Origin of the sequence: Streptomyces sp. NPDC079020 (genome assembly GCF_044542225.1) — a bacterium.
Taxonomy (GTDB): Bacteria; Actinomycetota; Actinomycetes; order Streptomycetales; family Streptomycetaceae; genus Streptomyces.
Genome location: NZ_JBITUB010000016.1, coordinates 133,262 through 157,953 on the forward strand (window position 1 = coordinate 133,262; position 24,692 = coordinate 157,953).

Here is a 24,692-nt window from a genome sequence, read left to right on the forward strand (position 1 = left end):
GCGTCCGTCACCGCTTCCGTGCCGTAACCTCGAAAGCCGGAGCCCGTCGATCCCGGCACCGTGAACCACCTTGATCCGCACCTTGATCCACACCTTGGGGATGCTCAGCGCATGACTGCGATTTCTCTCGGAATGCCGGCCGTTCCGACCAAGCTCGCCGACCGGAGGGCCAGCCGGAAGATCCAGGTCGGCTCGGTCGCGGTCGGCGGGGACGCTCCCGTCTCCGTGCAGTCGATGACGACGACACGTACGTCGGACATCGGGGCCACGCTGCAGCAGATCGCCGAGCTGACGGCGTCGGGCTGCCAGATCGTACGGGTGGCGTGCCCGACCCAGGACGACGCCGACGCGCTGGCGACCATCGCCGCCAAGTCGCAGATCCCGGTGATCGCGGACATCCACTTCCAGCCCAAGTACGTCTTCGCGGCGATCGACGCGGGCTGCGCGGCGGTCCGGGTGAACCCGGGCAACATCAAGCAGTTCGACGACAAGGTCAAGGAGATCGCGAAGGCGGCCGGTGACGCCGGTACGCCGATCCGGATCGGCGTGAACGCGGGCTCGCTGGACGCGCGGCTGCTGAAGAAGTACGGCAAGGCCACCCCGGAGGCCCTGGTCGAGTCGGCGCTGTGGGAGGCGTCCCTCTTCGAGGAGCACGGCTTCGGCGACATCAAGATCTCGGTGAAGCACAACGACCCGGTCGTGATGGTGAACGCCTACCGTCAGCTGGCCGCGCGGAGCGACTACCCGCTGCACCTGGGAGTGACGGAGGCGGGTCCCGCCTTCCAGGGCACGATCAAGTCGGCCGTCGCCTTCGGCGCGCTGCTCTCCGAGGGCATCGGCGACACGATCCGGGTGTCCCTGTCGGCCCCGCCCGTCGAGGAGGTCAAGGTCGGCCTGCAGATCCTCGAAGCGCTGAACCTCAAGCAGCGGCGGCTGGAGATCGTCTCGTGCCCGTCGTGCGGCCGGGCGCAGGTGGACGTCTACAAGCTGGCGGACCAGGTCAGCGCGGGCCTCGAAGGCATGGAGGTCCCGCTGCGGGTCGCCGTGATGGGCTGCGTCGTCAACGGTCCCGGCGAGGCCCGTGAGGCGGACCTCGGTGTCGCCTCCGGCAACGGCAAGGGCCAGATCTTCGTGAAGGGCGAGGTCATCAAGACCGTGCCGGAATCGAAGATCGTCGAGACCCTCATCGAAGAGGCGATGAAGATCGCTGAGCAGATGGAGAAGGACGGCATCCCGTCCGGCGAACCCGAGGTCTCCATCAGCTGACCCGTCCCCGCACTTCCCGACCGCGCCCCGCCGGACCCCGTGTCCGGCGGGGCGCGGCCGTACCGTGCCGGACCCGCCGGGGTGCTCCCGCCCGGAAGCGGACCGGTCCGTGAGCGGCGCCCGACAGGCTTGTTCGGTACAGTGCGGAAATCAGCAGACCGTATGGTGAGGCCCCCTCGTGTTGACGCAGACCACCACCCGGGTCCTCGAACCCAGCGACCTCGGCGCAGCGCTCGCCATCCTGGAGAGCGAGCCCGTGGCCAACGCCTTTGTGACGTCCCGCGTGCAGGTCGCGGGGCTCGACCCATGGCGGCTCGGCGGGGAGATGTGGGGCTGGTACGCCGACGGCAGGCTGCGCTCGCTGTGCTACTCCGGTGCCAATCTCGTCCCCATCTGCGCCGGGCCCGAAGCGGTCCGGGCCTTCGCCGACCGGGCCCGCAGGGCCGGCCGCCGCTGCTCCTCGATCGTCGGCCCCGCCGAACCCACCGCCCAGCTGTGGCGCCTGCTGGAACCGAGCTGGGGCCCCGCCCGCGAGGTCCGGGCCAACCAGCCGCTCATGGTCACCGACAGCCTGTCCGCCGATGTGCCGGCCGACCCGCTCGTACGCCGCGTCCGCAAGGACGAGATGGACATCCTGATGCCGGCCTGCGTGGCGATGTTCACCGAGGAGGTCGGCATCTCCCCGCTGGCGGGCGACGGGGGACTCCTCTACCAGGCCCGCGTCGCCGAACTCGTCAGCACCGGCCGCTCCTTCGCCCGCATCGAGGACGGCAAGGTCCTCTTCAAGGCGGAGATCGGTGCCGCCACCTCCCTGGCCTGCCAGATCCAGGGCGTCTGGGTCGCCCCCGAATTCCGCGGCCGCGGTCTCTCCGAGACGGGCATGGCGGCCGTCCTGGCCCAGGCGCTGGACGATGTGGCACCCGTCGTCAGCCTGTACGTGAACGACTACAACACCCCCGCGCGCAAGGCGTACGCCCGCGTCGGCTTCCGTGAGGTCGGCGCCTTCATGAGCGTGCTGTTCTGACCGCGGCGGAGCGTGGTGGCCGGGCCGGAGGCATGCGCGCCGCCGTGAGCGGCCCGCGGCGGGCTGTGCCCGCCGTGCGGTACGGACAGTAGGGTTCGCGCATGGCAGCAGCAGTTCCCGGGAACGGCCCCCGGACCCCCGGCATCGTGATCGGCCCGATCGACCTGGCCGCACGGGTCGACGAAGCCCTTCTCGTCCAGGCCGTCGCCTTCGGACTCAGCCAGGACGAGATCGATGTGCGCCGCCACATCGTCCTCAGACACCTCGAACATCCCCGCGCACGGGCCCTCGGCGCCACCACCCCCACCGGGCGGCTCGTCGGGTTCGTCTACGGCCTGCCGAACGACCGCGCCCACTGGTGGTCCACCGTCGTCGAGCCCTATCTGCGGGCGACCGGCTCCGACGGCTGGCTGGACGACTCCTTCGTCATCACCGAGCTCCATGTCCACCCGGACCACCAGCAGCGCGGCATCGGACGCGCCCTGATCACCACCGTCACCGACGCCGTGGACCATCCCCGCTCGATCCTCTCCGCCATCGACAGGGAGAGCCCGGCCCGCGGTCTGTACCGCTCCCTGGGCTACCGGGACCTGGCCCGGCAGGTGGTCTTCCCGAGCGCCCCGCTGCCGTACGCGGTCATGGGCGCACCGCTGCCGCTGCGCCGTTCCGGCTGAATCGATTTCCGCCCGCACGGGCCGCCCGGTTAACCTCGGCCACACCACCCTTCCGAGCAGGAGTTCACCATGGCCCAGGTCCAGCGCATGTCCCGATTGATGATCAAGACACTGCGCGACGACCCGGCGGACGCCGAGACGCTCAACCACAAGCTGCTCGTCCGGGCCGGATACGTACGCCGCACGGCCGCCGGCATCTGGTCCTGGCTGCCGCTCGGCAAGAAGGTCCTGGACAACATCACCCGCGTCGTCCGCGAGGAGATGGACGCCATCGGTGGCCAGGAGGTCCTGCTTCCCGCGCTGCTGCCCAAGGAGGCGTACGAGGCGAGCGGCCGGTACGACGAGTACGGCGACCTGCTCTTCCGGCTCAAGGACCGCAAGGGCGCCGACTACCTCCTCGGCCCCACGCACGAGGAGATCTTCACCCAGGTCGTCAAGGACATGTGCTCGTCCTACAAGGACCTGCCCGTGATCCTGTACCAGATCCAGACCAAGTACCGCGACGAGGCCCGCCCCCGCGCCGGTGTGCTGCGCGGCCGCGAGTTCCAGATGAAGGACTCGTACTCCTTCGACACCAGCGACGAGGGCCTGTCCGAGGCGTACCGGCTGCACCGCGGCGCCTACATCCGGATCTTCGAGCGCCTCGGCCTCGACCACCGGATCGTCTCCGCCGTCTCCGGGGCCATGGGCGGCTCCGCCTCCGAGGAGTTCCTGGCTCCCGCGCCCGCCGGCGAGGACACCTTCGTCGACTGTCCGAACTGCGACTACGCCGCCAACACCGAGGCCGTGACCTTCCGGGCCACCCCGGTGGACGGCTCCGCGGCCGGCCCCGTCGAGGAGCTGGACACCCCCGACACCCCGACCATCGAGACCCTCGCCGCCCACCTCGGCGTCCCGGCGTCCGCCACCCTGAAGAACCTCCTGGTCAAGGTCGACGGCGAGATCGTGGCCGTGGGTGTGCCCGGCGACCGTGAGGTCGACCTCGGCAAGCTCGGCGAGCACTTGGCCCCCGCCGTCGTCGAACTGGTCACTGCCGAGGACTTCGTGGGCCGCCCCGAGCTGGTCCGCGGCTACGTCGGCCCGCAGGGCCTGGAGAAGGTCCGCTACATCGCCGACCCCCGCGTCGCCGCCGGCACCGCCTGGATCACGGGTGCCAACAAGGAGGGCAAGCACGCGAAGAACGTCGTCGCGGGCCGCGACTTCGAGGTCGACCAGTACCTCGACGTCGTCGTCGTCGAGGCGGGCGACCCCTGCCCCGAGTGCGGCGCAGGCCTCCAGGTGGACCGTGCCATCGAGATCGGCCACATCTTCCAGCTCGGCCGCAAGTACGCCGACATCTTCTCCCTCGACGTCCTCGGCCAGCAGGGCAAGCCCGTCCGGGTCACGATGGGCTCGTACGGCATCGGCGTCTCCCGCGCCGTGGCCGCACTCGCCGAGCAGACCGCCGACGACAAGGGCCTGTGCTGGCCCCGCGAGATCGCCCCGGCCGATGTCCATGTCGTCGCGGCGGGCAAGGCGCTCCAGACCGAGCTGGCCCTGGAGGTCTCCGAGAAGCTCGGCGCCGCCGGCGTCCGGGTCCTGGTCGACGACCGCGCGGGCATCTCGCCCGGCGTGAAGTTCACCGACTCCGAGCTCATCGGCGTACCGACGATCCTGGTCGCGGGCCGCCGCTCCGCCGAGGGTGTCGTCGAGCTGAAGGACCGGCGTACCGGCGAGCGCGAGGAGCTCACCGTCGACGAGGCCATCGCGCGTATCACCGCCGACCTGGGCTGATCCGCCCGCGCCCACGACGAGGCCCCCGCGCACCGGCAGGTGCTGCGGGGGCCGTCTCGTGCCGGCAGGTGTGCGGGGGTGTCCTCGTGGGGCGCCCGCCGGGGCTTACGGGAGGGTCCTCAGAGCCAGCCCGCGAACTCCAGCGTCAGCTCGCCCGTCTGCCGCCGCCCCTCGGTCAGTGCCCGGGTCCCCGACTCCACCGCCCGGAACAGCGTCCAGCCGTGCAGCCGTTCCTGCTGCACATCCAGCGACTCCGCGAGCTTCTTGACCCTCCGGCGTGCCGTCACGGGGCCGCCGGGCGAGGCGATCAGGTCCTCCACCCGGTCACGGACCAGCCGCGCCAGATCGTAGGCGCGCTCACCCACGAGCGGTTCGGGACCCACCGTCAGCCAGGGCGCCCGCTCGCCGGAGAGCACCTTGCTCTGGCGGAAGTTGCCGTGCAGCAGCAGGAGTTCGGGGGAGTGGGCGACCAGCTCCGCGCGGGCGGCCAGAGCCGCGGAGACGAGCGGGGCCAGCACCGGGTCCGCCTCGGCGGCGTCGCGCATCGGCCCGGCCTGACGTGCGGTCCGTTCGGTGACCGTCTCGAAGGGATGCCCGGCCGGCGGTTCGACCCACAGCCGCCGCACCGTGCCCGCCGCCTCCAGCAGGGCTTTCGCCTCCGGCAGAGAACGCAGCGACACCTCGTGGTGCAGCCGCTCCAGCAGCAGCCCGCCGGCCGGGTCCGCCCCGGCGCCCGGAAGGTCCAGGAGCCGTACCGCGCCCCAGCCGTCCCAGTGCGCCAGCGCCGCCCGCTCCTGTTCGGGTCCGGCGCAGGGCGGGGCGATCTTCAGCGCGGCCGGGGTTCCGTCGGGCCGCCGCACCAGCAGGACCAGACTGCTGCGGCCGCCGGGGGCGACCACCCGTTCGACGGACAGATCCTGTCCCTTGCCGGTCAGCGCCTCCGCGGTGAGTGCGGGGAGCCGCTGACCGAGCCAGTCGGCGGCGGCGGCTTCCCCGTACGTCTCGCAGAGCGCTCGCACCAGACGCTGCGGCGGTTCGAAACCCATACGTCTTTTGTTCCCTTTCAGATCTTTCTGTCAGTGCGTCCCGTCCGCCCCGGCGGCCTCCACGGGTGCCGTCGCCGCGGGTTCGCGGCCGGCGGCCCGCTCGGCAAGCCCAGGAAAGGCTACGCCGCTGCCCCGCCAGCGCACCGCGCGCACGGCGGCCTCGCGCAGGGCTCCCGCCGCCTCCCCGCGCAGCGGCCCCTCGGCGGCGCGCACGAGATCGGAGTAGACGCCGGCGACCCGGTCCTCCAGCACCGCGGCGAGCCGCACCGCGGCCGCCGGGCCGGTCACCGCGAACGGCAGAGCGTACGCGGCGGCCGCCGCGGCCGGCGCACCGCCCAGGTCACGCACGGTGCGCACCAGCGCGTCCCGGCGGGCCCGGTGACCGTCGTACGCCGCGGTGGCCTCGTCGCGGCGCTCGCGGGCGACCCGGCCGCCCACCACCCCGTAGCCGTAGACCGCGGCGTGCTCGGCGGCCAGCGCCGCCAGCGCGGCGGCCAGGGCGGGTGCGGGTTCGTCCGGCTTCCCGGCCTGCGTGCTCATGAGGTCTCCTTGGCCAGTTCGGTCAGCAGGTACGCGTGCGCCGCGGACGCCGCCGCGATGGATGCCAGCAGCCGGGCCAGCTCCGGTCCCGCCGTCAGCAGGGCCTTGGCGTGGGCGTCGGCGGCCCGCCGTTCCGCCGCGGCCAGCTCCTTCACCGCGGTCCTCGCGTCGGCCACCGGGGGCGTCCTGACCAAAGGGAGCGACTGCTTCTTCCCGGCGCCCGCCGAGAGGGCCTTGAGATGTTCCTCCGTCGCCGCCCGCAGGGGAGCGAGCCCCGCCGCGGTCGCCGGATGGGCCGTGCCGACCGCCTCGTACCGGGCGAGCAGCCCGGCGCCGGTCCGGACGGCCGAGGCCCGCAGTGCCCGGTCGGCCCGGACGGCGGCCGCCTGTACGCCGGTGCGCGCGGCGCCCCCGCGGCCCTCGGTCCCGCCGTCGCCACCGCAGCCGGCCAGCACGGCGCCCATTGCCAGAGCACCCGTCGCCGTGAGCGCCCCCCTGCGCGTCGTCCCCGTGCGCCGCACTTTTCTCCTTCGAGTCTGGACCGATCCTGACCGGATCTGTCCTGAAGTGATCACCGCAGGCGAGCGTACCCGCGGGAGCGGGGGCAGGCGGACGGCAACACCCCTCGGGACCGGATACCCTTTGTCCTGACGCACGACGATCCCCACAACAGCACACGCGGCCGAGGAGTCACCCGGATGAGCACCACCCAGAGCGAGAGGCTGCGCGGACTGCTGGAACCGCTCGCCGCCGCGAAGCAGCTGGATCTCGAGGAGATCGAGCTTTCCCGGGCAGGCCGGCGCCGTGTGCTGCGGATCATCGTGGATTCCGAGGAGGGCGTGGAGCTCGACACCTGTGCCGAGCTGAGCCGCGAGATCTCCGAGAAGCTCGATGAGACCGACGTGATGGGCGAGGACGAGTACGTCCTGGAAGTGAGCTCGCCGGGCGCCGACCGCCCGCTGACCGAGCACCGCCACTACGTACGCGCCACCGGCAGGCTCGCCAGGTTCAGGCTGACCGCCGGCCCGGACCAGGACGAGCTGGTCGCGCGCATCCTGGCCGTCGACGAGGAGGGGCTGGACCTCGAAGTGCCGGGCGTCAAGGGCCGGAAGCCCACGTCCCGCCGGGTCGCCTTCGCCGACATCGCCAGGGCGCGCGTGGAGATCGAATTCAACCGCAAGGACAAGAAGGAAGAGGAGGCGTAGCCGTGGACATCGATGTGAAGCTTCTGAAGGGCTTGGCGCAGAGCAAGGAGATCCCTTTCGAGGTGCTCGTCGGAGCGATCGAATCGGCCCTCCTCATCGCGTACCACCACACCCCGCACAGCCACCGCCGGGCACGGGTGAAGCTGGACGAGTCCGGCCATGTCACGGTGTGGGCGAAGGAGGACCCGGCCGATCTCGAAGAGGGCCAGGAGCCCAAGGAGTTCGACGACACCCCGTCCGACTTCGGCCGTATCGCCGCGTCCACCGCCAAGCAGGTCATCATGCAGCGGCTGCGTGACGCGGAGGACGACAAGACCTTCGGCGAGTACGCGGGCCACGAGGGCGATGTCGTCACCGGCGTCGTCCAGCAGGGCAAGGACCCGAAGAACGTCCTGGTCGACATCGGCAAGCTGGAGGCGATCCTGCCGGTCCAGGAGCAGGTGCCCGGCGAGGAGTACACCCACGGCCTGCGTCTGCGCACCTATGTCGTGCGCGTCGCCAAGGGCGTGCGCGGTCCGTCCGTGACGCTTTCGCGCACCCACCCCAACCTCGTGAAGAAGCTCTTCGCGCTGGAGGTCCCGGAGATCGCCGACGGCTCCGTCGAGATCTGCGCGATCGCCCGCGAGGCCGGTCACCGCACCAAGATCGCGGTCCGTTCGACCCGTTCCGGCCTCAACCCCAAGGGTGCCTGCATCGGCCCGATGGGCGGCCGTGTGCGCAATGTCATGGCCGAGCTGCACGGCGAGAAGATCGACATCGTGGACTGGTCGGACGACCCGGCCGAGATGGTCGCCAACGCTCTGTCGCCCGCCCGGGTGAGCGAGGTCGAGGTCGTGGACCTCGGTGCCCGGTCCGCACGGGTCACCGTCCCGGACTACCAGCTGTCGCTGGCGATCGGCAAGGAGGGGCAGAACGCCCGCCTCGCCGCCCGTCTCACCGGCTGGCGCATCGACATCCGGCCGGACACCGAGACCGACGCCGAGCGCGACATCGCGGACCGCGAGCGGGCCGAGCGGGCCCGGGAGCGCTCGGAAAGGCGTTGACCCGGAGCCGCTCCAAGGAATAGATCTGGGTGGCAAGCCACCGAGATCACGACAACATCCGTTCGATTTTTGCCCCAAAGGGGTGAGGTCGGTACGGGGAGGTAGACTTAACCGTGTCTGGCCGGACGCAAGCCCGCGCTTGCCCCGAGCGAACCTGTGTGGGATGCCGGGAGCGAGCGGCCAAGAGCGAGCTGCTGCGCATCGTGGTGGACGAGGGCGCCTGCGCCCCTGATCCACGCGGTACGCTGCCCGGCCGGGGTGCTTATCTGCACCCCGCCTCTGTCTGTCTCGACCTGGCGGTTCGCCGCCGGGCATTCCCCCGGGCCTTCAAGGCCGAGGGGCCGTTCGACTCCACCGCACTGCGGCGGTTCGTCGAGCGGGTGACACCGCAAGAAAAGTGAACGGCACGGGTCCCCGTGCGGTCAGGTACCTCGCGAGTTGGAAGTAGGTCGAGATTGCGATGAGCACTCGATGAGTACGCGATGAGTACGCCCATGAAGTAGCGACGGTCCGGCGGTAACCCGGACCTAAAAGGAGCGAAGTGGCTAAGGTCCGGGTATACGAACTCGCCAAGGAGTTCGGCGTCGAGAGCAAGGTCGTCATGGCCAAGCTCCAAGAACTCGGTGAATTCGTCCGTTCGGCGTCCTCGACGATCGAGGCGCCGGTTGTACGCAAATTGACTGACGCACTGCAGGGGCCCGGCGGCAACGCCGGCAAGTCCGCTGCCAAGCCCGGCGCGCCCCGCAAGGCCGCGCCCGCAAAGCCCGCAGCGCCCTCCCCGGCCGCCGCGGCACGTCCTGCTGCCCCGAAGCCCGGCGCCCCGGCCCCCAAGCCGGCCGCCGCCGAGGCCCCGGCGAGCAGCGCCCCGGCAGCGCCCTCCGCGCCGTCGGCGGGCCCGCGTCCGGGCCCGAAGCCCGCGCCCAAGCCCGCCCCGGTGACCCCGGTCCCCGCTGCCGAGTTCTCGGCACCGGCTCCGGCCCAGCCGGCCGCGCCCGCGCAGCAGCAGTCCCCCCGTCCCGCAGGCGCCACCCCCGGCCCGCGTCCCGCCTCCCGCCCGGCTCCGGCCGGCGGTCAGCGTGACGGCGGCCGCGACGGTGGTCAGCGTGATGGCGGCCGTGGTGGCGAGCGTGGCGGCGACCGCCCCGCACGTCCCGCGGGCCAGGGTGCCCCGCGCCCCGGCGGCGCCCGTCCGGCCGGTCCCCGTCCGGGCAACAACCCCTTCACCTCCGGCGGTTCCACCGGCATGGCGCGCCCCCAGGCGCCCCGTCCCGGCGGTGCCCCGCGCCCCGGTGGCGGTCAGGAGCGCCCCGGCGCCCCGCGCCCGCAGGGCAGTGGCCCCGGCGGCGCCCCGCGCCCCCAGGGTCAGGGTGGCGCACGTCCCTCTCCGGGCGGCATGCCCCGTCCGCAGGCTCCCCGCCCCGGCGGTGGCCCCGCGGGTAACCGTCCCAACCCCGGCATGATGCCGCAGCGTCCCGCTGCGGGTCCGCGTCCCGGCGGTGGCCCCGGCGGTGGCCGTGGTCCCGGTGGCGGCGGCGGTCGTCCCGGCGGTGGCGGTGGCGGCGGCGGTCGTCCCGGTGGCGGCGGCTTCGCGGGCCGTCCGGCCGGTCCTGGTGGCGGTGGCGGCGGGTTCGCCGGCCGTCCCGGTGGTCCGGGTGGCGGCGGCGGTGCCGGTCGTCCCGGTGGTGGCGGCGGCTTCGGCGGTCGTCCCGGCTTCGGTGGCCGTCCCGGCGGTCCCGGTGGCCGTGGTGGCACACAGGGTGCGTTCGGCCGTCCCGGCGGTCCGGCGCGTCGTGGCCGTAAGTCGAAGCGGCAGAGGCGCCAGGAGTACGAGGCCATGCAGGCCCCGTCGGTCGGCGGCGTCATGCTGCCCCGCGGCAACGGACAGGCTGTCCGGCTGTCGCGCGGTGCCTCCCTCACCGACTTCGCGGAGAAGATCAACGCCAACCCGGCGTCGCTCGTCGCCGTGATGATGAACCTCGGCGAGATGGTCACGGCCACGCAGTCCGTCTCCGACGAGACGCTGCGGCTCCTCGCGGACGAGATGAACTACGTCCTGGAGATCGTCAGCCCCGAGGAGGAGGACCGCGAGCTGCTCGAGTCCTTCGACATCGAGTTCGGCGAGGACGAGGGCGGCGAAGAGGCTCTGGTCTCCCGTCCGCCGGTCGTGACCGTCATGGGTCACGTCGACCACGGTAAGACCCGACTGCTGGACGCGATCCGCAAGACGAATGTCGTCGCGGGCGAGGCCGGCGGCATCACGCAGCACATCGGTGCGTACCAGGTCTCCTCCGAGGTCAACGGCGAGGACCGCCGGATCACCTTCATCGACACCCCGGGTCACGAGGCGTTCACCGCCATGCGTGCACGTGGTGCGAAGTCGACCGACATCGCGATCCTCGTGGTGGCGGCCAACGACGGTGTGATGCCCCAGACGATCGAGGCGCTGAACCACGCCAAGGCGGCCGAGGTGCCGATCGTGGTCGCGGTCAACAAGATCGACGTCGAGGGTGCCGACCCGACCAAGGTGCGCGGTCAGCTCACCGAGTTCGGTCTGGTGGCCGAGGAGTACGGCGGCGACACGATGTTCGTCGACATCTCCGCGAAGCAGGGCCTCAACATCGAGGCACTGCTGGAGGCCGTCGTCCTCACCGCCGACGCCTCGCTCGACCTGCGGGCCAACCCGGAGCAGGACGCGCAGGGTATTGCGATCGAGTCCCACCTCGACCGCGGCCGCGGTGCCGTCGCGACCGTCCTGGTCCAGCGAGGCACGCTGCGGGTCGGCGACACGATGGTGGTCGGCGACGCGTACGGCCGTGTCCGCGCGATGCTCGACGACAAGGGCGAGAACGTCGAGGAGGCGGGTCCCTCGACCCCCGTCCTCGTGCTGGGTCTCACCAACGTCCCGGGCGCCGGCGACAACTTCCTGGTCGTCGACGAGGACCGTACGGCCCGTCAGATCGCCGAGAAGCGTGCCGCCCGTGAGCGCAACGCCAACTTCGCCCGCAAGGGTGTCCGGTTCTCCCTGGAGAACCTGGACGAGGCGCTCAAGGCCGGTCTGGTCCAGGAACTCAACCTCATCATCAAGGGCGACGCGTCCGGTTCGGTGGAGGCTCTCGAGTCCTCGCTGCTCCAGCTCGACGTCGGTGAAGAGGTCGACATCCGGGTCCTGCACCGCGGTGTGGGTGCGGTCACCGAGTCGGACATCGACCTGGCGACCGGCTCCGACGCCATCGTGATCGGCTTCAACGTGCGCGCCGCAGGGCGTGCCGCGCAGATGGCCGAGCGCGAAGGCGTGGACGTCCGGTACTACTCGGTCATCTACCAGGCGATCGAAGAGATCGAAGCGGCCCTCAAGGGCATGCTCAAGCCGGAGTACGAAGAGGTCGAGCTCGGTACGGCGGAGATCCGCGAGATCTTCCGCTCGTCCAAGCTGGGCAACATCGCCGGTGTGCTGGTCCGGTCCGGCGAGGTCAAGCGCAACACCAAGGCGCGCCTGCTGCGCGATGGCAAGGTCATCGCGGAGAACCTCAACATCTCAGGTCTGCGCCGCTTCAAGGACGACGTCACCGAGATCCGCGAAGGCTTCGAGGGCGGTATCAACCTCGGAAACTTCAACGACATCAAGATCGACGACGTCATCGCGACGTACGAGATGCGCGAGAAGCCGCGCGGCTGATCCGTACCTCAACGGTCGGGGCCGGTCGACGGGTCATATTTCCGTCGATCGGCCCCGGCCGTTCCGGTACGGTTCTGGATGTCCCTGCCGAGTGCGGGCGGGGCGCGGCTGTGCCGGCCCGGGGGATGCCCCCGGGCACCCGAACCCGAACCGGCGGGACATCCGGACATCCATGTATGTGGGGACACTGTCCTTCGATCTGCTCCTCGGCGACGTACGGTCGTTGAAGGAGAAACGCTCCATCGTCCGTCCGATCGTCGCCGAACTGCACCGCAAGTACGCGGTGAGTGTGGCGGAGACCGGCGGGCAGGATCTCCATCGCAGGGCCGAGATCGGCCTTGCCGTGGTCTCCGGGGACACCGGACACCTCACAGACGTACTGGACCGGTGCGAGCGGCTGATCGCCGCGCGTCCCGAGGTGGAGCTGCTGTCGGTTCGACGGCGGCTGCACAGTGACGAAGACTGACCCGTAAGCAAAAACCAGAAGGAAGAGTGACGGACCGGTGACCGACAACGCGCGGGCCCGCAAGCTGGCCGATCGCATCCAGGTCGTGGTCGCGGAGACCCTGGACCGGCGTATCAAGGATCCGCGGCTCGGATTCGTGACGATCACGGACGCCCGTGTCACCGGCGACCTGCGGGAGGCCACGGTCTTCTACACGGTCTACGGCGACGACGAGGAGCGCGCGGCCTCCGCCGCGGCGCTGGAGAGCGCCAAGGGCGTCCTGCGCTCCGAGGTCGGCCGGCAGACCGGGGTCCGGTTCACACCGACCCTGGCCTTCGTCCCGGACGCCCTGCCGGACAACGCCCGCACCATCGAGGACCTCCTCGACAAGGCGCGGGCCAAGGACGCCGCGGTACGCGAGGTGTCGACCGGCGCGAAGTACGCGGGCGACGCCGACCCGTACCGCAAGCCGGAGGACGAGGACGGGACCGAGGGGTCGGACGGGCCCGAGCGCCCCGGCGGGAACGAGGGCTCGGCCTCCGCATGACACAGCAGAACAACAGGACGCCGGACGGCCTTGTCATCGTCGACAAGCCGTCCGGCTTCACTTCGCACGACGTCGTCGCCAAGATGCGCGGCATCGCCCGCACCCGCCGGGTCGGACACGCCGGCACGCTCGACCCGATGGCGACCGGAGTGCTCGTGCTCGGCGTCGAGAAGGCCACCAAGCTCCTGGGCCACCTCGCGCTGACCGAGAAGGAGTACCTCGGCACGATCCGGCTCGGGCAGGACACCGTCACCGATGACGCGGAGGGCGAGATCACCTCGTCCACCGATGCCTCGGGCGTGACCCGGGAGGGCATCGACGCCGGGGTGGCCGCGCTGACCGGCGCGATCATGCAGGTGCCGTCCAAGGTCAGTGCCATCAAGATCGACGGCAAGCGCTCCTACGCGCGGGTGCGCGGCGGCGAGGAGTTCGAGATCCCGGCCCGCCCGGTGACCGTCTCGTCCTTCAACGTCTACGACGTCCGCGAGGCGGTCGCCGAGGACGGGACCCCGGTCGTCGACCTCGTCGTCTCCGTCGTCTGCTCCTCCGGTACGTACATCCGCGCCCTCGCCCGGGACCTCGGTGCCGGGCTCGGCGTGGGCGGGCACCTCACGGCGCTGCGGCGCACCCGGGTCGGCCCGTACGGGCTGGACGCGGCGAGGACGCTGGAGGCGCACCAGGAGGAGCTGACCGTGATGCCGGTCGCCGAGGCCGCCGCCTCCGCGTTCCCCCGCTGGGACGTGGACGAGAAGCGGGCCAGGCTGCTGCTCAACGGGGTCCGGCTGGACATGCCCGCGTACCCGCCGGGACCGGTCGGGGTCTTCGGGCCCGACGGGACGTTCCTGGTGCTCGTCGAGGAGCAGAAGGGCAAGGCCAAGAGCCTCGCCGTCTTCGCCTGACGGACGTTCCTCCCCTTCCGGGTCCTGCCCGCTCCACCACCGGTTCCCGCCGTGGAGCGGGCACAGCCCCCGGTGCCCGCTCCACGACCCCCCTCCCGGGATGAGCCCTGTCCATCCTGCCCGGCGAATTCACCCCAATGGACGGGCGCTCGGAGTGAATGAGGGGTGCGCGAGGGGGCGTGTTCGTACCTCTCGCTTCTCGCGCCGATCACTCCCGACCTACCGTTTGCAGCATGGGCAGCGGGGACCGGTCGAAGCTGGTAAGAATCTGCGATCAGGCCGGCCGGCCGCGAGGGACCGGATTTGTCGCGGACGACCGCGGGACGGTCGTCACCGGCCACCAGGCCGTCGTCTCCGGCGTCCCCCTGGTGCTGCACGGGAGCGACGGCCGCAGTGTCCCGCTCGGCCCCGACGACATCACCGCCCTGCCCGCGCTCGGCCTGGCACTGCTGCGCACCGGCGGCCCCGACGCGCTCGGCACCGAGCCGCTGCCGATCGCCGCACGGGACCGGATCGAGGCCGGGACGTACGTACGGATCGCCGCGCACGGCTGGCGCGAGGCCCGCGTGCTCGGTACGTCCCCGGCGACGTACACCGAGCGCGGCCTGGGCCATCCGGTCGGCGCCGCGCTGGAACTGGCCCTCGGCACGGACGGGCGCGACGCGCTGCGCTCGGGCGGGGCGGCCGTGGGAGGCCCGGTGACGGACCCGGTGACCGGTGCGGTCCTCGGCGTGCTCTGCACCGCCCTGCGCGCCGCCCATGAGGCCGCCGGGCTCGCCCTGCCGCTCGCGGCCGGCCCCGAGGACGCGGAGGGCCCGCTCGGCGCTCTGCTGCGGCGCAACGCGTCGGGCGTCCCGGGCTACGGGCGCGACCTCAACCTCGCCGGTGCCCTCCAGCTCACCGCGACCTCGGTCGGCTCCGCAGGCGGCCCCCACTCGCGTACCGAACCGGTGGAGCGGGAGGACGTGCACGCGGAGTTCACCGCCTTCGAGGACGGTACGGGCACGGTCCTCGGACTCGTCGGGGCGCCCGGCACCGGCCGCACCACGGAACTCGCCGCCCTCGCCGCCCGCCGGGCCGGCGGCGAGGACCCCGCGCTCACGCTGTGGCTGCGCGGTGCCGACCTGCTGGCGGACGACGCCTCCATCGCCGGGGCGCTCGCCCGTACCCTCGCCGGCTGCGCACGGATCGTCTCCGCGGCCGGGGCCCGGGGCGACATGGCGACGGCCACCCCCGAGCGGGTGGCCGGGCTGGCCGCCGCGGCCGGGCGCCCGCTGCTCGTCGTGCTCGACGGTCCCGAGGAGATGCCCCCGCTGCTGGCCCACCGGCTCGCCGAGTGGACGGCGGGCACGGCCGGCTGGCTGCGGCAGCACGGAGTACGGCTCGTCGTCGCCTGCCGGCCCGAGCACTGGGAGCGGGCCGGGTCGCTCTACCCGCCGGACACCCTGCACCGCCCGGCGCGGTCCGCCCGGGCACTGCCGCCCGCGCTGCGGCTGGGCGACCTGACCGCGGTCCAGGCCGAACGCGCCCGCGAGCGGTACGGCATCCCGCCCGGCGCCCTCGTCCCGGGCCACGAACGGCACCCGCTCACCCTGCGGCTGCTCGCCGAGGTACGCGGGGCGCTGCCCCCCGACGTGCCCGGCCGGCCCGGCACCGAGGACGTCTTCGGCGCCCACCTCGACCTCATGTGCGTCCGCGTCGCGGTCCGGATCGCGGCGGCGGCCGACCCGCGGCCCCGGGGCACCGCAGTGCGCCGGCTGGCCGCCCGGGTGGCCGGGCAGGTCCACGAGGCGGCCCGGCGCTGTCTGGGGCCGGGCCAGGGCGAGCTGGACCGGGCGGCGTTCGAGGAGATCTTCCCCTGGCGTACCGGCTGGGCCTCGGCGGTCCTCACAGAGGGCCTCCTGGTCCCGGCGGGCGCGGGCTACCGATTCGCCCATGAGGAGCTGGGGGACTGGGTGCAGGGCGCGCATCTGGACCTCGACGCGGCACTGCGGTCACTGGTGCACCGCTGGCACACGGCGGAGGAGCCCGTCGCCCCGTCCGCCGGGGCGCCCCACGGCGCGCACGCACCGCGGACCGCCCCGGAGGCCCCGGCGGTCCCCGGGGCGCCCCTGCCGCGGCCCCGTCGCTCACGCCAGCCCCAGCGGGTCCAGCAGCCCAGGGAGCCACGGCGGTACCCGGAGCCGGGCGAGCCCCGGCGGTCCTTCGGACCGGGCGAGCCCCGGCGCGACCGGCGGTGGCAGCCCGCACCGCTCCAGGTGCCCCGCCGGCCCCGGCCGGCCCACGGGCTTCCCGGGACACCGGAGCCCCGCAGCCTGCCCGTACCGAGGCACCGCATCGGACCGGTGATCCAGGCGATGCTCCTGCTGGGGCGCCGCCAGGGTGCCTCCGCCCTGGCGCACCGGATGGCCGATCTGATCGAGGCACTGGACCGGCTCTCCCCCGAGGAGGGGCAGGCACGGCAGGACGAGGACGCCGCGTGGTGGGCCGCCCATCTCCTGGGCCGGTCGCTGCTCACCGTGCCCGACGCACGCCCGTATCTCGGTGTCCTGCGGGTGCTCGCCGGACGGATCACCCGGCGGTCCGCCGACGGGGGCGGCACGTCACCGTCCGGGCCGGGTGCCTACGCGGAGTTCGGCCCCCGGTTCTGGCTGCGGCTGCGGCTGCCCGAGGAGGACCGGATCGACCTGCTGCGGCGGCTCGTGCCCGCCGACGGGGTCCCGCGCGCGGACGGGGACGAACGGTACCTGGACGCCGTGGCCCGGCGGCTCGCCCTCGACCCGCCCATGGTGCAGGCGCTGCTGTGCCGGTGGTTCACCGACGAGCGCCCGCTGCTCCACGACCGGGACGAGCCCCTGCGGCCCACCGTGGCCGCCGCCGCGCAGGCCCTCCTGTACGCCCGCCGGGAGCTGGCCGTCGACGAGCTGACCGACGCCCTCGTGGTGACGCCCCACCCCCGGGCCGCAGAACTCCTCGCCGCCCTCGCCGAGGACGAGCCCGCCGCGCTCTGCCGGGCCGTGGCCCGCTGGGCGCGCGACGAGGACCGGCCCGCGCGGCACCCGGCCGCCGCCCACCACGCCACGCTGCTCGCCGGGGCCACGCTCACCGGCACCGACCGGGCCCTGCTGCGCACCGCCGCCCTCGCCCTGCTGGGCCGCCGCTCCGCCGGCGCGCTGCACGCGGCGGCGCTCACCCTCCTCGTCCGCGATCCGCAGACCAGGGACGACTACCTCGCCGAGGCCCTGCGGATCTTCGCCGCAGGTGATCCCCGGCTGCCGGTGGCACTGCTGGCGGAGGTCTTCCCGGCCCGCCCGCAGCCGGTGCTCGCCGCCCTGCGCGCCCGGCTGGCCCGGCCCGGGGACGGCGCGGGCGAGGTGCTGCGGGAGCTGGCCGCGCTGGACACGCCCGCCCTGGCGCTGCACGCCGCGGGGCTCGTACGGGAGTACATCGACAGCCATCCGGAGGACGGCGCGCGTGCCGCCGAGTATGTGGACCTGCGGCTGGAGCACGGTGCCGCCGCCCGTGCCCTGCTGCTGCCCCTGGTGACCGGGCTGCTCCGCGACCGGCCCGCGCCGCCCGTCGTGCGCGGGGCGCTCGCCGGCGTGCTCGCGGGTCCGGGGAGCGCCGACTCCCGGCCGCTGCGGGCCGAGCTGCTGGAGGTCCTGCTGGAGTTCGAGCAGGACAGGGGGCGGGACCCGGAGGTACTGGACGCGCTGCTGCGGGCCGCCGCGGCCGGGTGCGGGAGCCGGCCCGAGGTACGCACGCGCGCGCTGGTCCACCGCACCGGCATACTGCTGGTGCGCACACCGGAGGGCGCCGCCCGTTTCGACCGGCGGCTCGTCGAACTCGCCCGGGACGTGCCCGGGTTCGCCGCCCTGGTCATCGGATGGCTGACCGACGCCCCGCAGGAATGGGCGGCCGTGGTGGGCCCGAGCACCCGGCGGACCGTGGAGGCGCTGGAGGCATCGCGGCCCGCGATGCCGATGCCGATGCGGGTCGCGGGACGTGAGCATGGCAGTCTTAGACCTGCGTAATCGACATACACACGTACACAGGTTCGGGCGAGGAGCGGTCACAGTGCAGCGCTGGCGTGGCTTGGAGGACATCCCCCAGGACTGGGGACGCAGCGTCGTCACCATCGGCTCCTACGACGGAGTGCACCGCGGGCACCAGCTGATCATCGGCCGTGCCGTGGAACGGGCGCGCGAGCTGGGCGTTCCGTCCGTCGTCGTGACCTTCGACCCGCACCCCAGCGAGGTCGTCCGCCCCGGCAGCCATCCGCCGCTGCTCGCCCCGCACCACCGCCGCGCCGAGCTGATGGCGGAGCTGGGTGTGGACGCGGTGCTGATCCTGCCGTTCACGGCCGAGTTCTCGAAGCTGTCGCCCACCGACTTCATCGTGAAGGTGCTGGTCGACAAGCTGCACGCACAGGCCGTCATCGAGGGGCCGAACTTCCGTTTCGGCCACAAGGCGGCGGGGAACGTGGCGCTGCTCACCGAGATGGGTGCCACCTACGACTACACCGTCGAGGTCATCGACCTCTATGTGAGCGGTGCGGCCGGGGGCGGTCAGCCGTTCTCCTCCACCCTCACCCGCCGGCTCGTCGCCGAGGGCGATGTGGCGGGCGCCGCCGAGATCCTCGGCCGGCCGCACCGCGTCGAGGGCATCGTGGTGCGCGGTGCGCAGCGCGGCCGTGAGCTGGGCTTCCCGACGGCGAACGTGGAGACCCTGCCGCACACCGCGATCCCCGCCGACGGTGTCTACGCGGGCTGGCTCCAGGTGGAGGGTGAGGCGATGCCCGCCGCGATCTCCGTGGGGACGAACCTGCAGTTCGATGCCACCGAGCGGACCGTCGAGGCGTACGCGATCGACCGTGTGGGCCTGGAGCTGTACGGGCTGCATGTCGCCGTGGACTTCCTCGCGTATGTACGCGGGATGCTGAAGTTCGACTCGGTCGACGAACTCCTGGTGGCCATGGCCGCCGATGTGAAGCGGTGCAGCGAGCTGATCGAGACGTACGAGCGCAACGCCTGACGCTCGACGCCTGCCACCTGAGCTGACGCCTGGCACCGGCCCGACGCGGGCCTCCGTGCCCGGGGTCCGCCCCGTCGTCGCGCGGTCCTCCGGCGGACGGCGGATGCTTGCAGGGTGCGCGAAATCCTGCCCGAACTCCGCGACTGGCACACGGCCGGTACGTCCTTCGCCCTGGCGACCGTCGTCGCCGTCCACGGCAGCGCGCCCCGGGAGCCCGGTGCCGCGATGGCGGTCAGCTCCGAGGGGGCGGTGGCGGGCAGTGTCTCGGGGGGCTGCGTCGAGAGCGATGTGTACGAGGTGGCCGACGAGGTGCTCGCCTCCGGCCGGCCGCGGCTGCGGTCCTACGGGATCAGCGACGACGAGGCCCTCGGGGTCGGCCTGACCTGCGGCGGCACGATCGAGGTCCTGGTGCGCTCCTACACCTCGGCCGCGGACCGCGACCGGCTGCGTACGGTGATGGATCTCGTCGCCGCCGATGAGCCGGTGGCGGTGGCGACGGTCCTGCCGCGAGCGGACCCGGACACGGACCTGGACACGGACCCGGACACGGATCCGGATCCGGGAGGCGTGGGGGCCGGGGACTTCCTGGTGGTCCTGGCGGACCGTACGGCCGGCTCGCTCGGCGCCGAGGGGCTCGACGCGGCGGTCACCGACGACGCCCGCGGGCTGCTGGCCCAGGGGGCCACCGGGGTGCAGCGGTACGGGGCGCGGGGCCAGCGCCGGATGCAGGAGGTGTCCGTCTTCGTCCAGACGTACGCCCCACCGCCCCGCATGCTCGTCTTCGGCGCCATCGACCATGCCGCGGCCACCGCGCGGATCGGTTCGTTCCTCGGCTACCGGGTCACGGTCTGCGACGCCCGCCCGGCCTTCGCCACCCGGGAACGCTTCCCGTCCGCCCACGAGGTCGTCCGCGCCTGGCCGCACACGTACCTCGAATCGACCCCGGTCGACGCCCGCACGGTCATCTGTGTGCTGACGCACGACCCGAAGTTCGATGTGCCGCTGCTCGTCGCCGCGCTGCGGACGCCCGCCGCCTACATCGGGGTCATGGGCAGCCGCCGCACCCATCGCGAGCGGACCGCCCGGTTGCGCGAGGCCGGGGTGGGCGAGGCGGAACTGGCCCGCCTCGCCTCTCCCGTCGGCCTCGACCTCGGGGCCCGTACCCCGCAGGAGACGGCCGTCTCCATCGCGGCCGAGATCATCCAGCACCGCTGGGGCGGCACGGGCCGCCCGCTGGGCGAACTGGCGGGCTCCATCCACCACGGTCCGCCCGGCCCGTCCGGGGGCTGAGGGGAGCCGGAGCGCCGGTCAGGCCGGGACCGGTGCCTCCGGGAGCGCCGCGGCCCAGTGGCACGCCACCTGGGTGGCGTCGCCCCCGTCCAGCACCGGCAGATCCTTCGTACGGCAGGCGTCCGCCACCCCCGCCCGTTCGGCCTCGCCCGAGGCCAGGACCTGACAGCGGGCATGGAAACGGCAGCCCGACGGCACCTTCGACGGGTCCGGCGGCTCCCCGGTCAGAATCACCGGTTCGCCCTCCGCGTCCGGCAGTACGGACAGCAGGGCCTTGGTGTACGGATGCTGAGGTGCCGTCAGGATCTGCTCCACCGGACCCGTCTCGACGATCCGGCCCAGATACATCACGGCCACCCGGTCCGCGATGTTCCACGCCAGACCCAGATCGTGCGTGACGACCAGCGCGGAGAGCCCCAGTTCGTCGCGCAGCCGCAGCAGCAGGGCCAGGATCTCGCCGCGCACCGACGCGTCCAGCGAGGCCACCGGCTCGTCGGCGACGATCAGTTCGGGTTCCAGGACGAGGGCGCCCGCGATGACGACGCGCTGGCGCTGGCCGCCGGACAGCTCGTGCGGGTAGCGCAGGAAGAAGCGCTCGGGCGGCCGCAGCCCCGCCCGGGACAGCGCCTCGGCCACCGCGGCCCGTTCGTCGCCCGCGTACCCGTGGATGCGCAGCCCCTCCGCGACCGCGTCGTACACCGTGTGCCGGGGGTTGAGCGAGCCGCTGGGGTCCTGGAGGACCAGCTGCACGCGCTTGCGGTACGCCTTGAGGGCGCGGCCGGAGTAGTCCAGCGGGGTGCCGTCGAAGGTGACCCGGCCGGAGCTGGGCGCCACCAGGCCCAGCAGGGAGCGGGCCAGGGTCGTCTTGCCGCAGCCCGACTCGCCGACCAGGGCCACGATCTCGCCCGGCCGGATGTCGAGGTCGACGCCGTCCACGGCGCGTGCCGCGGCGGCACCGCGCCGGCCGGGGAAGGTCACCTGCAGCGCCTCGGCGCTGAGCAGGGGAGTGGTGGTGGTCATGAGGTGCTCCTCGCTTCCTCGGCCCCGGGAAGACCGGGCTGTGCCCCCGGAGGGCCGGCGGCGGCCCCGGCGGCGGCCCCGGTATCCGTCAGACCGGCGTCCGGTGGGCCGACGTCCGTCATACCGGCGTCCGGTGGGCCGACGTCCGTCATACCGGCGTCCGGCGGTCCGGCACCGGCGCCCACGAGCGCGGCCGCGACGGCCTCCGGTTCCACCAGCACACAGGCCGCCCGGTGCCCGGCCCCGACGGCCCGCAGTTCCTGGTCCGCGGAGGCGCAGGAGTCCAGCGCCTGCGGGCAGCGCGGATGGAACGTACAGCCGGAGGGCAGCGCCGCCGGGTCCGGCGGGTCGCCCGGCAGCCCGCGCGGGGCGTGGCGCGAGGAGAGGTCGCCGATCCTGGGGAAGGCGGCCGACAGCGCCCTGCCGTACGGGTGGCGGGCGTTCTCGTACACCTGCTTGGCCGGGCCCTCCTCGACGATCCGGCCCGCGTACATCACCGACAGCCGGTCGCAGGTGTCGGAGAGCACCGCCAGGTCGTGGCTGATCATGATCAGCCCGACGTCCTGGTCGGCGACGAGCTGCTCGATCAGCCGCAGGATCTGCGCCTGGATCATCACATCGAGCGCCGTGGTCGGCTCGTCCGCGACGATCAGACGCGGGTCGCAGGCCAGGGCCATCGCGATCATCACGCGCTGGCGCTGGCCGCCGGACAGCTCGTGCGGATAGGCCTGCGCGCGGGCGGCGGGCAGCCCGACCTGTTCCAGCAGTTCACCGGCCCGCTTCCGGGCCGCGGCGGGGGTGGCCTTCCGGTGCAGCAGGATCGGTTCAGCGATCTGGTCCCCGACGCGGTGCACGGCATTGAGCGAGTGCATCGCGCCCTGGAAGACGATCGACGCCCCGGCCCAGCGCACCGCCCGCAGCCGGCCCCACTTCATGGAGAGGACGTCCTCGCCGTCCAGCAGGATCTCGCCCGACAGGGTGGCCGACGGGGGCAGCAGCCGCAGCAGGGCGAGCGCCAGCGTCGACTTCCCGCACCCGGACTCCCCGGCGATGCCGAGCTTCCGGCCGGCCTCGACACGCAGATCGATGCCGCGCACGGCGGGCACGGCGAGGGCTCCGGAGCCGTAGGTGACCCTCAGGTCCCGGACTTCGAGCAGTGGCTGCCCGGTCCCGGGCTCCTTCGCGGTGGTCGTCGTGGTGGTCAACGGGTCACCCCCAGCTTGGGGTTGAGCACGGTCTCGATGGTGCGGCCGCACAGCGTGAACGCGAGGGCGACGACCGCGATGGCGAGTCCGGGCGGAGCGAGGTACCACCAGTTGCCGGAGCTGACCGCGCCGGCCTCACGGGCGTCCTGGAGCAGCCCGCCCCAGGAGACGATCGTGGGATCGCTGAGCCCGAGAAAGGCGAGGGTCGCCTCGGTGAGGATGGCGGTGGAGATCACCAGGGTGGTCTGGGCGAGCACCAGAGGCATGACGTTGGGCAGCACATGGCGGGACATGATGTGCCGGTGGCCGCCACCGAGCGCCGTGGAGCGCTCGATGTACGGCCGGGACTCGACGGACAGTGTCTGCGCGCGGACCAGCCGGGCGGTCGTCGGCCAGGTCGTCACGCCGATCGCCAGGACCGTCGTCCAGACGGACCGCGACAGGACCGTGGCCAGCGCGATGGCGAGCACGAGGGTCGGCATCACCAGGAACCAGTCGGTGATCCGCATGACGACGGTCCCGTACCAGCCCTTGAAGTGTCCCGCGGTGATTCCGACCAGGGTGCCGATCGCGACCGAGAGGAACGCCGCGAGCAGGCCGACGGTCAGCGAGACCCTGGTGCCCCACACCAGCAGGGCCAGCAGACTGCGCCCGAACTGGTCGGTCCCCAGCGGGAATTCGGCGCTCGGCGACTCCATGGGACCGCCCGGCGCCTGGGTGACGCTCTGTGATCCGGCCCCCACGAGCAGCGGGGCGGCCAGCGCGATCAGGGCGATCAGGGCCAGCACGGCGAGTCCGACGAGGCCCGCCCGGTGGCTGCGGTACTGCCGCCAGAAGGCGGCCGCCGAACGGCGTCTGCGGGCCCAGGTGAGCGCACGCGGGCCGCTGGTGCTCACGGCATCGGTCGAGGTCGTCATCGGCCCACCCGGGGATCGAGCAGCGGATAGATCACATCGGCGAGTGTGTTCATCAGGATCACCGCGGAGGCGAAGACGAAGAACAGCGCCTGCACCAGCGGCAGGTCGGGCACGCTCAGGGCCTGGTAGAAGAGCCCGCCGAGCCCCGGCCAGGAGAACACGGTCTCCACCAGGATGGCGCCCGCCACGGTGGTGCCCAGGTTCACGAAGAGCAGGGTCACCGTCGGCAGCATCGCGTTCGGCACGGCATGGCGGCGGCGTACGAGATCGTCGCGCAGCCCCTTCGCGCGGGCCGTCGTCAGATAGTCGCTGCCCATCTCGTCGAGCAGCGAGGAACGCATCACCAGCAGGGTGCGCGCGTACTCGACGGCGACGAGGGTGATGACCGGCAGCACCATGTGGTGGGCGACGTCGAGGACGCGGTCGAAGCCGATCGTGTTGCCGGACTCCATGCCTCCGGTCGGGAAGAGCCCGGGAATCGGGCCGATGCCCACCGACAGCGTGATGATCAGGAGCAGACCGAGCCAGAACGAGGGCACGGAGTAGAGCGTCAGGGCGATCCCGGTATGGGAGCGGTCCCCGAGAGAACCGTTTCGCCACGCGGACCGGGCACCCAGCCAGATGCCGATGACCGTGTAGATCACGAAGGCGGTACCGGTGAGCAGCAGGGTGGCGGGCAGCGCCTCGGTGATCTTGTCGATCACGGGGGCGCGGAACTGGTACGACGTACCGAAGTCCCCGGTCAGCGCCTTGCCGCAGTAGTCGGTGAACTGCTGCCAGAGCGGCAGGTCGAGGCCGAACTCGCGGCGCATCGCCCTGATCTGCTCCGTGGACACCTGCCGGCCGCCGGTCATCTGCTTGACCGGGTCGCCGGGAATCAGCCGGAACAGGAAGAAGCTGGTGACGAGCACGGCGAACAGCGAGACGGCCGCACCGGCCAGCTTGCCCGCCACATAGCGGATATAGGCGCGCGTGCTGCGGGAGCGCGGACCGCGGGCCGACGGCCCGGCCGGAGCCGGGCCGTCGGATTCCGCACTGTCCACGCCCGCCGCGCCTTTCAGGAGCGCGGGAGTGCTTTCTGTGCTCAT

The 24,692-nt window shown here is 72.8% G+C and carries 21 protein-coding genes; 14 read left to right on the forward strand and 7 right to left on the reverse strand.

The features are described from left to right. Positions 1–111 precede the first annotated feature (111 nt). The 4 genes from ispG (at position 112) to ACIGJO_RS28915 (ending at position 4,737) form a co-directional block, all read left to right on the forward strand. Positions 112–1,266: a flavodoxin-dependent (E)-4-hydroxy-3-methylbut-2-enyl-diphosphate synthase gene (gene ispG / locus ACIGJO_RS28900; RefSeq protein ID WP_266924407.1), complete on the forward strand. Its 1,155-nt coding sequence runs from the start codon at positions 112–114 to the stop codon at positions 1,264–1,266. A 181-nt stretch (positions 1,267–1,447) separates the two neighbouring features. Beyond that, complete coding sequence (locus tag ACIGJO_RS28905; RefSeq protein WP_399963123.1) at positions 1,448–2,290, forward strand: GNAT family N-acetyltransferase; 843 nt, start codon at positions 1,448–1,450, stop codon at positions 2,288–2,290. A 101-nt stretch (positions 2,291–2,391) separates the two neighbouring features. Continuing rightward, complete coding sequence (locus tag ACIGJO_RS28910; protein WP_399963020.1) at positions 2,392–2,964, forward strand: GNAT family N-acetyltransferase; 573 nt, start codon at positions 2,392–2,394, stop codon at positions 2,962–2,964. Positions 2,965–3,033: 69 nt separating this feature from the next. Further along, a complete protein-coding gene (locus tag ACIGJO_RS28915) occupies positions 3,034–4,737 on the forward strand; it encodes a proline--tRNA ligase (protein ID WP_399963022.1) in 1,704 nt (567 codons plus the stop codon). Between the two features lie 119 nt (positions 4,738–4,856). On the opposite strand, the gene ACIGJO_RS28920 is transcribed toward ACIGJO_RS28915, so the two are convergent. Genes ACIGJO_RS28920 through ACIGJO_RS28930 form a run of 3 tightly spaced genes read right to left on the reverse strand, consistent with a single transcriptional unit; the run spans position 4,857 to position 6,844 of the window. Further along, entirely contained in the window at positions 4,857–5,783 is a 927-nt protein-coding gene (locus ACIGJO_RS28920) for an aminoglycoside phosphotransferase family protein (protein ID WP_399963024.1), read from the reverse strand. Positions 5,784–5,813: 30 nt separating this feature from the next. Next, positions 5,814–6,323: a DUF4439 domain-containing protein gene (locus ACIGJO_RS28925; protein ID WP_399963026.1), complete on the reverse strand. Its 510-nt coding sequence runs from the start codon at positions 6,321–6,323 to the stop codon at positions 5,814–5,816. After that, positions 6,320–6,844: a hypothetical protein gene (locus ACIGJO_RS28930; RefSeq protein WP_399963029.1), complete on the reverse strand. Its 525-nt coding sequence runs from the start codon at positions 6,842–6,844 to the stop codon at positions 6,320–6,322. Before ACIGJO_RS28930 ends, ACIGJO_RS28925 begins: the two co-directional genes overlap by 4 nt. 177 nt (positions 6,845–7,021) lie before the next feature. On the opposite strand from ACIGJO_RS28930, the gene rimP reads away from it, so the two are divergent. From rimP to ACIGJO_RS28980, 10 genes are all read left to right on the forward strand, one after another. Then, the gene (gene rimP, locus ACIGJO_RS28935) at positions 7,022–7,528 is read left to right on the forward strand and encodes a ribosome maturation factor RimP (protein ID WP_399963031.1); all 507 of its coding nucleotides are present in this window, start codon (positions 7,022–7,024) and stop codon (positions 7,526–7,528) included. A gap of 2 nt (positions 7,529–7,530) precedes the next feature. After that, complete coding sequence (gene nusA, locus ACIGJO_RS28940) at positions 7,531–8,571, forward strand: transcription termination factor NusA (protein WP_266924422.1); 1,041 nt, start codon at positions 7,531–7,533, stop codon at positions 8,569–8,571. Positions 8,572–8,684: 113 nt separating this feature from the next. Continuing rightward, a complete protein-coding gene (locus ACIGJO_RS28945; RefSeq protein WP_399963034.1) occupies positions 8,685–8,972 on the forward strand; it encodes a YlxR family protein in 288 nt (95 codons plus the stop codon). Between the two features lie 140 nt (positions 8,973–9,112). After that, complete coding sequence (gene infB / locus ACIGJO_RS28950; RefSeq protein ID WP_399963036.1) at positions 9,113–12,247, forward strand: translation initiation factor IF-2; 3,135 nt, start codon at positions 9,113–9,115, stop codon at positions 12,245–12,247. A 172-nt stretch (positions 12,248–12,419) separates the two neighbouring features. Then, a complete protein-coding gene (locus ACIGJO_RS28955) occupies positions 12,420–12,713 on the forward strand; it encodes a DUF503 domain-containing protein (protein WP_266924426.1) in 294 nt (97 codons plus the stop codon). A 37-nt stretch (positions 12,714–12,750) separates the two neighbouring features. Next, positions 12,751–13,239 carry a 30S ribosome-binding factor RbfA gene (gene rbfA / locus ACIGJO_RS28960; RefSeq protein WP_399963039.1) on the forward strand — a complete coding sequence of 163 codons (489 nt, stop codon included), beginning with the start codon at positions 12,751–12,753 and terminating at the stop codon, positions 13,237–13,239. Continuing rightward, on the forward strand, positions 13,236–14,138 hold the full coding sequence (truB, locus tag ACIGJO_RS28965) for a tRNA pseudouridine(55) synthase TruB (protein WP_399963041.1): 903 nt from the start codon (positions 13,236–13,238) through the stop codon (positions 14,136–14,138). Before rbfA ends, truB begins: the two co-directional genes overlap by 4 nt. Before the next feature lie 233 nt (positions 14,139–14,371). Next, positions 14,372–18,172: a serine protease gene (locus ACIGJO_RS28970; RefSeq protein WP_399963043.1), complete on the forward strand. Its 3,801-nt coding sequence runs from the start codon at positions 14,372–14,374 to the stop codon at positions 18,170–18,172. A gap of 43 nt (positions 18,173–18,215) precedes the next feature. Continuing rightward, on the forward strand, positions 18,216–19,172 hold the full coding sequence (locus ACIGJO_RS28975; RefSeq protein ID WP_399963045.1) for a bifunctional riboflavin kinase/FAD synthetase: 957 nt from the start codon (positions 18,216–18,218) through the stop codon (positions 19,170–19,172). Positions 19,173–19,286: 114 nt separating this feature from the next. Continuing rightward, positions 19,287–20,462 (forward strand): XdhC family protein, encoded by a 1,176-nt coding sequence (locus tag ACIGJO_RS28980; RefSeq protein ID WP_399963047.1) that lies wholly within the window; start codon positions 19,287–19,289, stop codon positions 20,460–20,462. An 18-nt stretch (positions 20,463–20,480) separates the two neighbouring features. On the opposite strand, the gene ACIGJO_RS28985 is transcribed toward ACIGJO_RS28980, so the two are convergent. From ACIGJO_RS28985 to ACIGJO_RS29000, 4 genes are read right to left on the reverse strand one after another with little or no spacing between them, the layout of a single operon-like run. Further along, positions 20,481–21,482, reverse strand: coding sequence for an oligopeptide/dipeptide ABC transporter ATP-binding protein (locus ACIGJO_RS28985; RefSeq protein ID WP_399963049.1), 1,002 nt, complete (start codon positions 21,480–21,482; stop codon positions 20,481–20,483). Continuing rightward, on the reverse strand, positions 21,479–22,687 hold the full coding sequence (locus tag ACIGJO_RS28990; protein ID WP_399963051.1) for an ABC transporter ATP-binding protein: 1,209 nt from the start codon (positions 22,685–22,687) through the stop codon (positions 21,479–21,481). Before ACIGJO_RS28990 ends, ACIGJO_RS28985 begins: the two co-directional genes overlap by 4 nt. Continuing rightward, positions 22,684–23,604, reverse strand: a complete 921-nt coding sequence (locus ACIGJO_RS28995; RefSeq protein ID WP_399963053.1) for an ABC transporter permease — start codon at positions 23,602–23,604, stop codon at positions 22,684–22,686. Before ACIGJO_RS28995 ends, ACIGJO_RS28990 begins: the two co-directional genes overlap by 4 nt. Continuing rightward, positions 23,601–24,692, reverse strand: coding sequence for an ABC transporter permease (locus tag ACIGJO_RS29000; protein WP_399963055.1), 1,092 nt, complete (start codon positions 24,690–24,692; stop codon positions 23,601–23,603). Before ACIGJO_RS29000 ends, ACIGJO_RS28995 begins: the two co-directional genes overlap by 4 nt.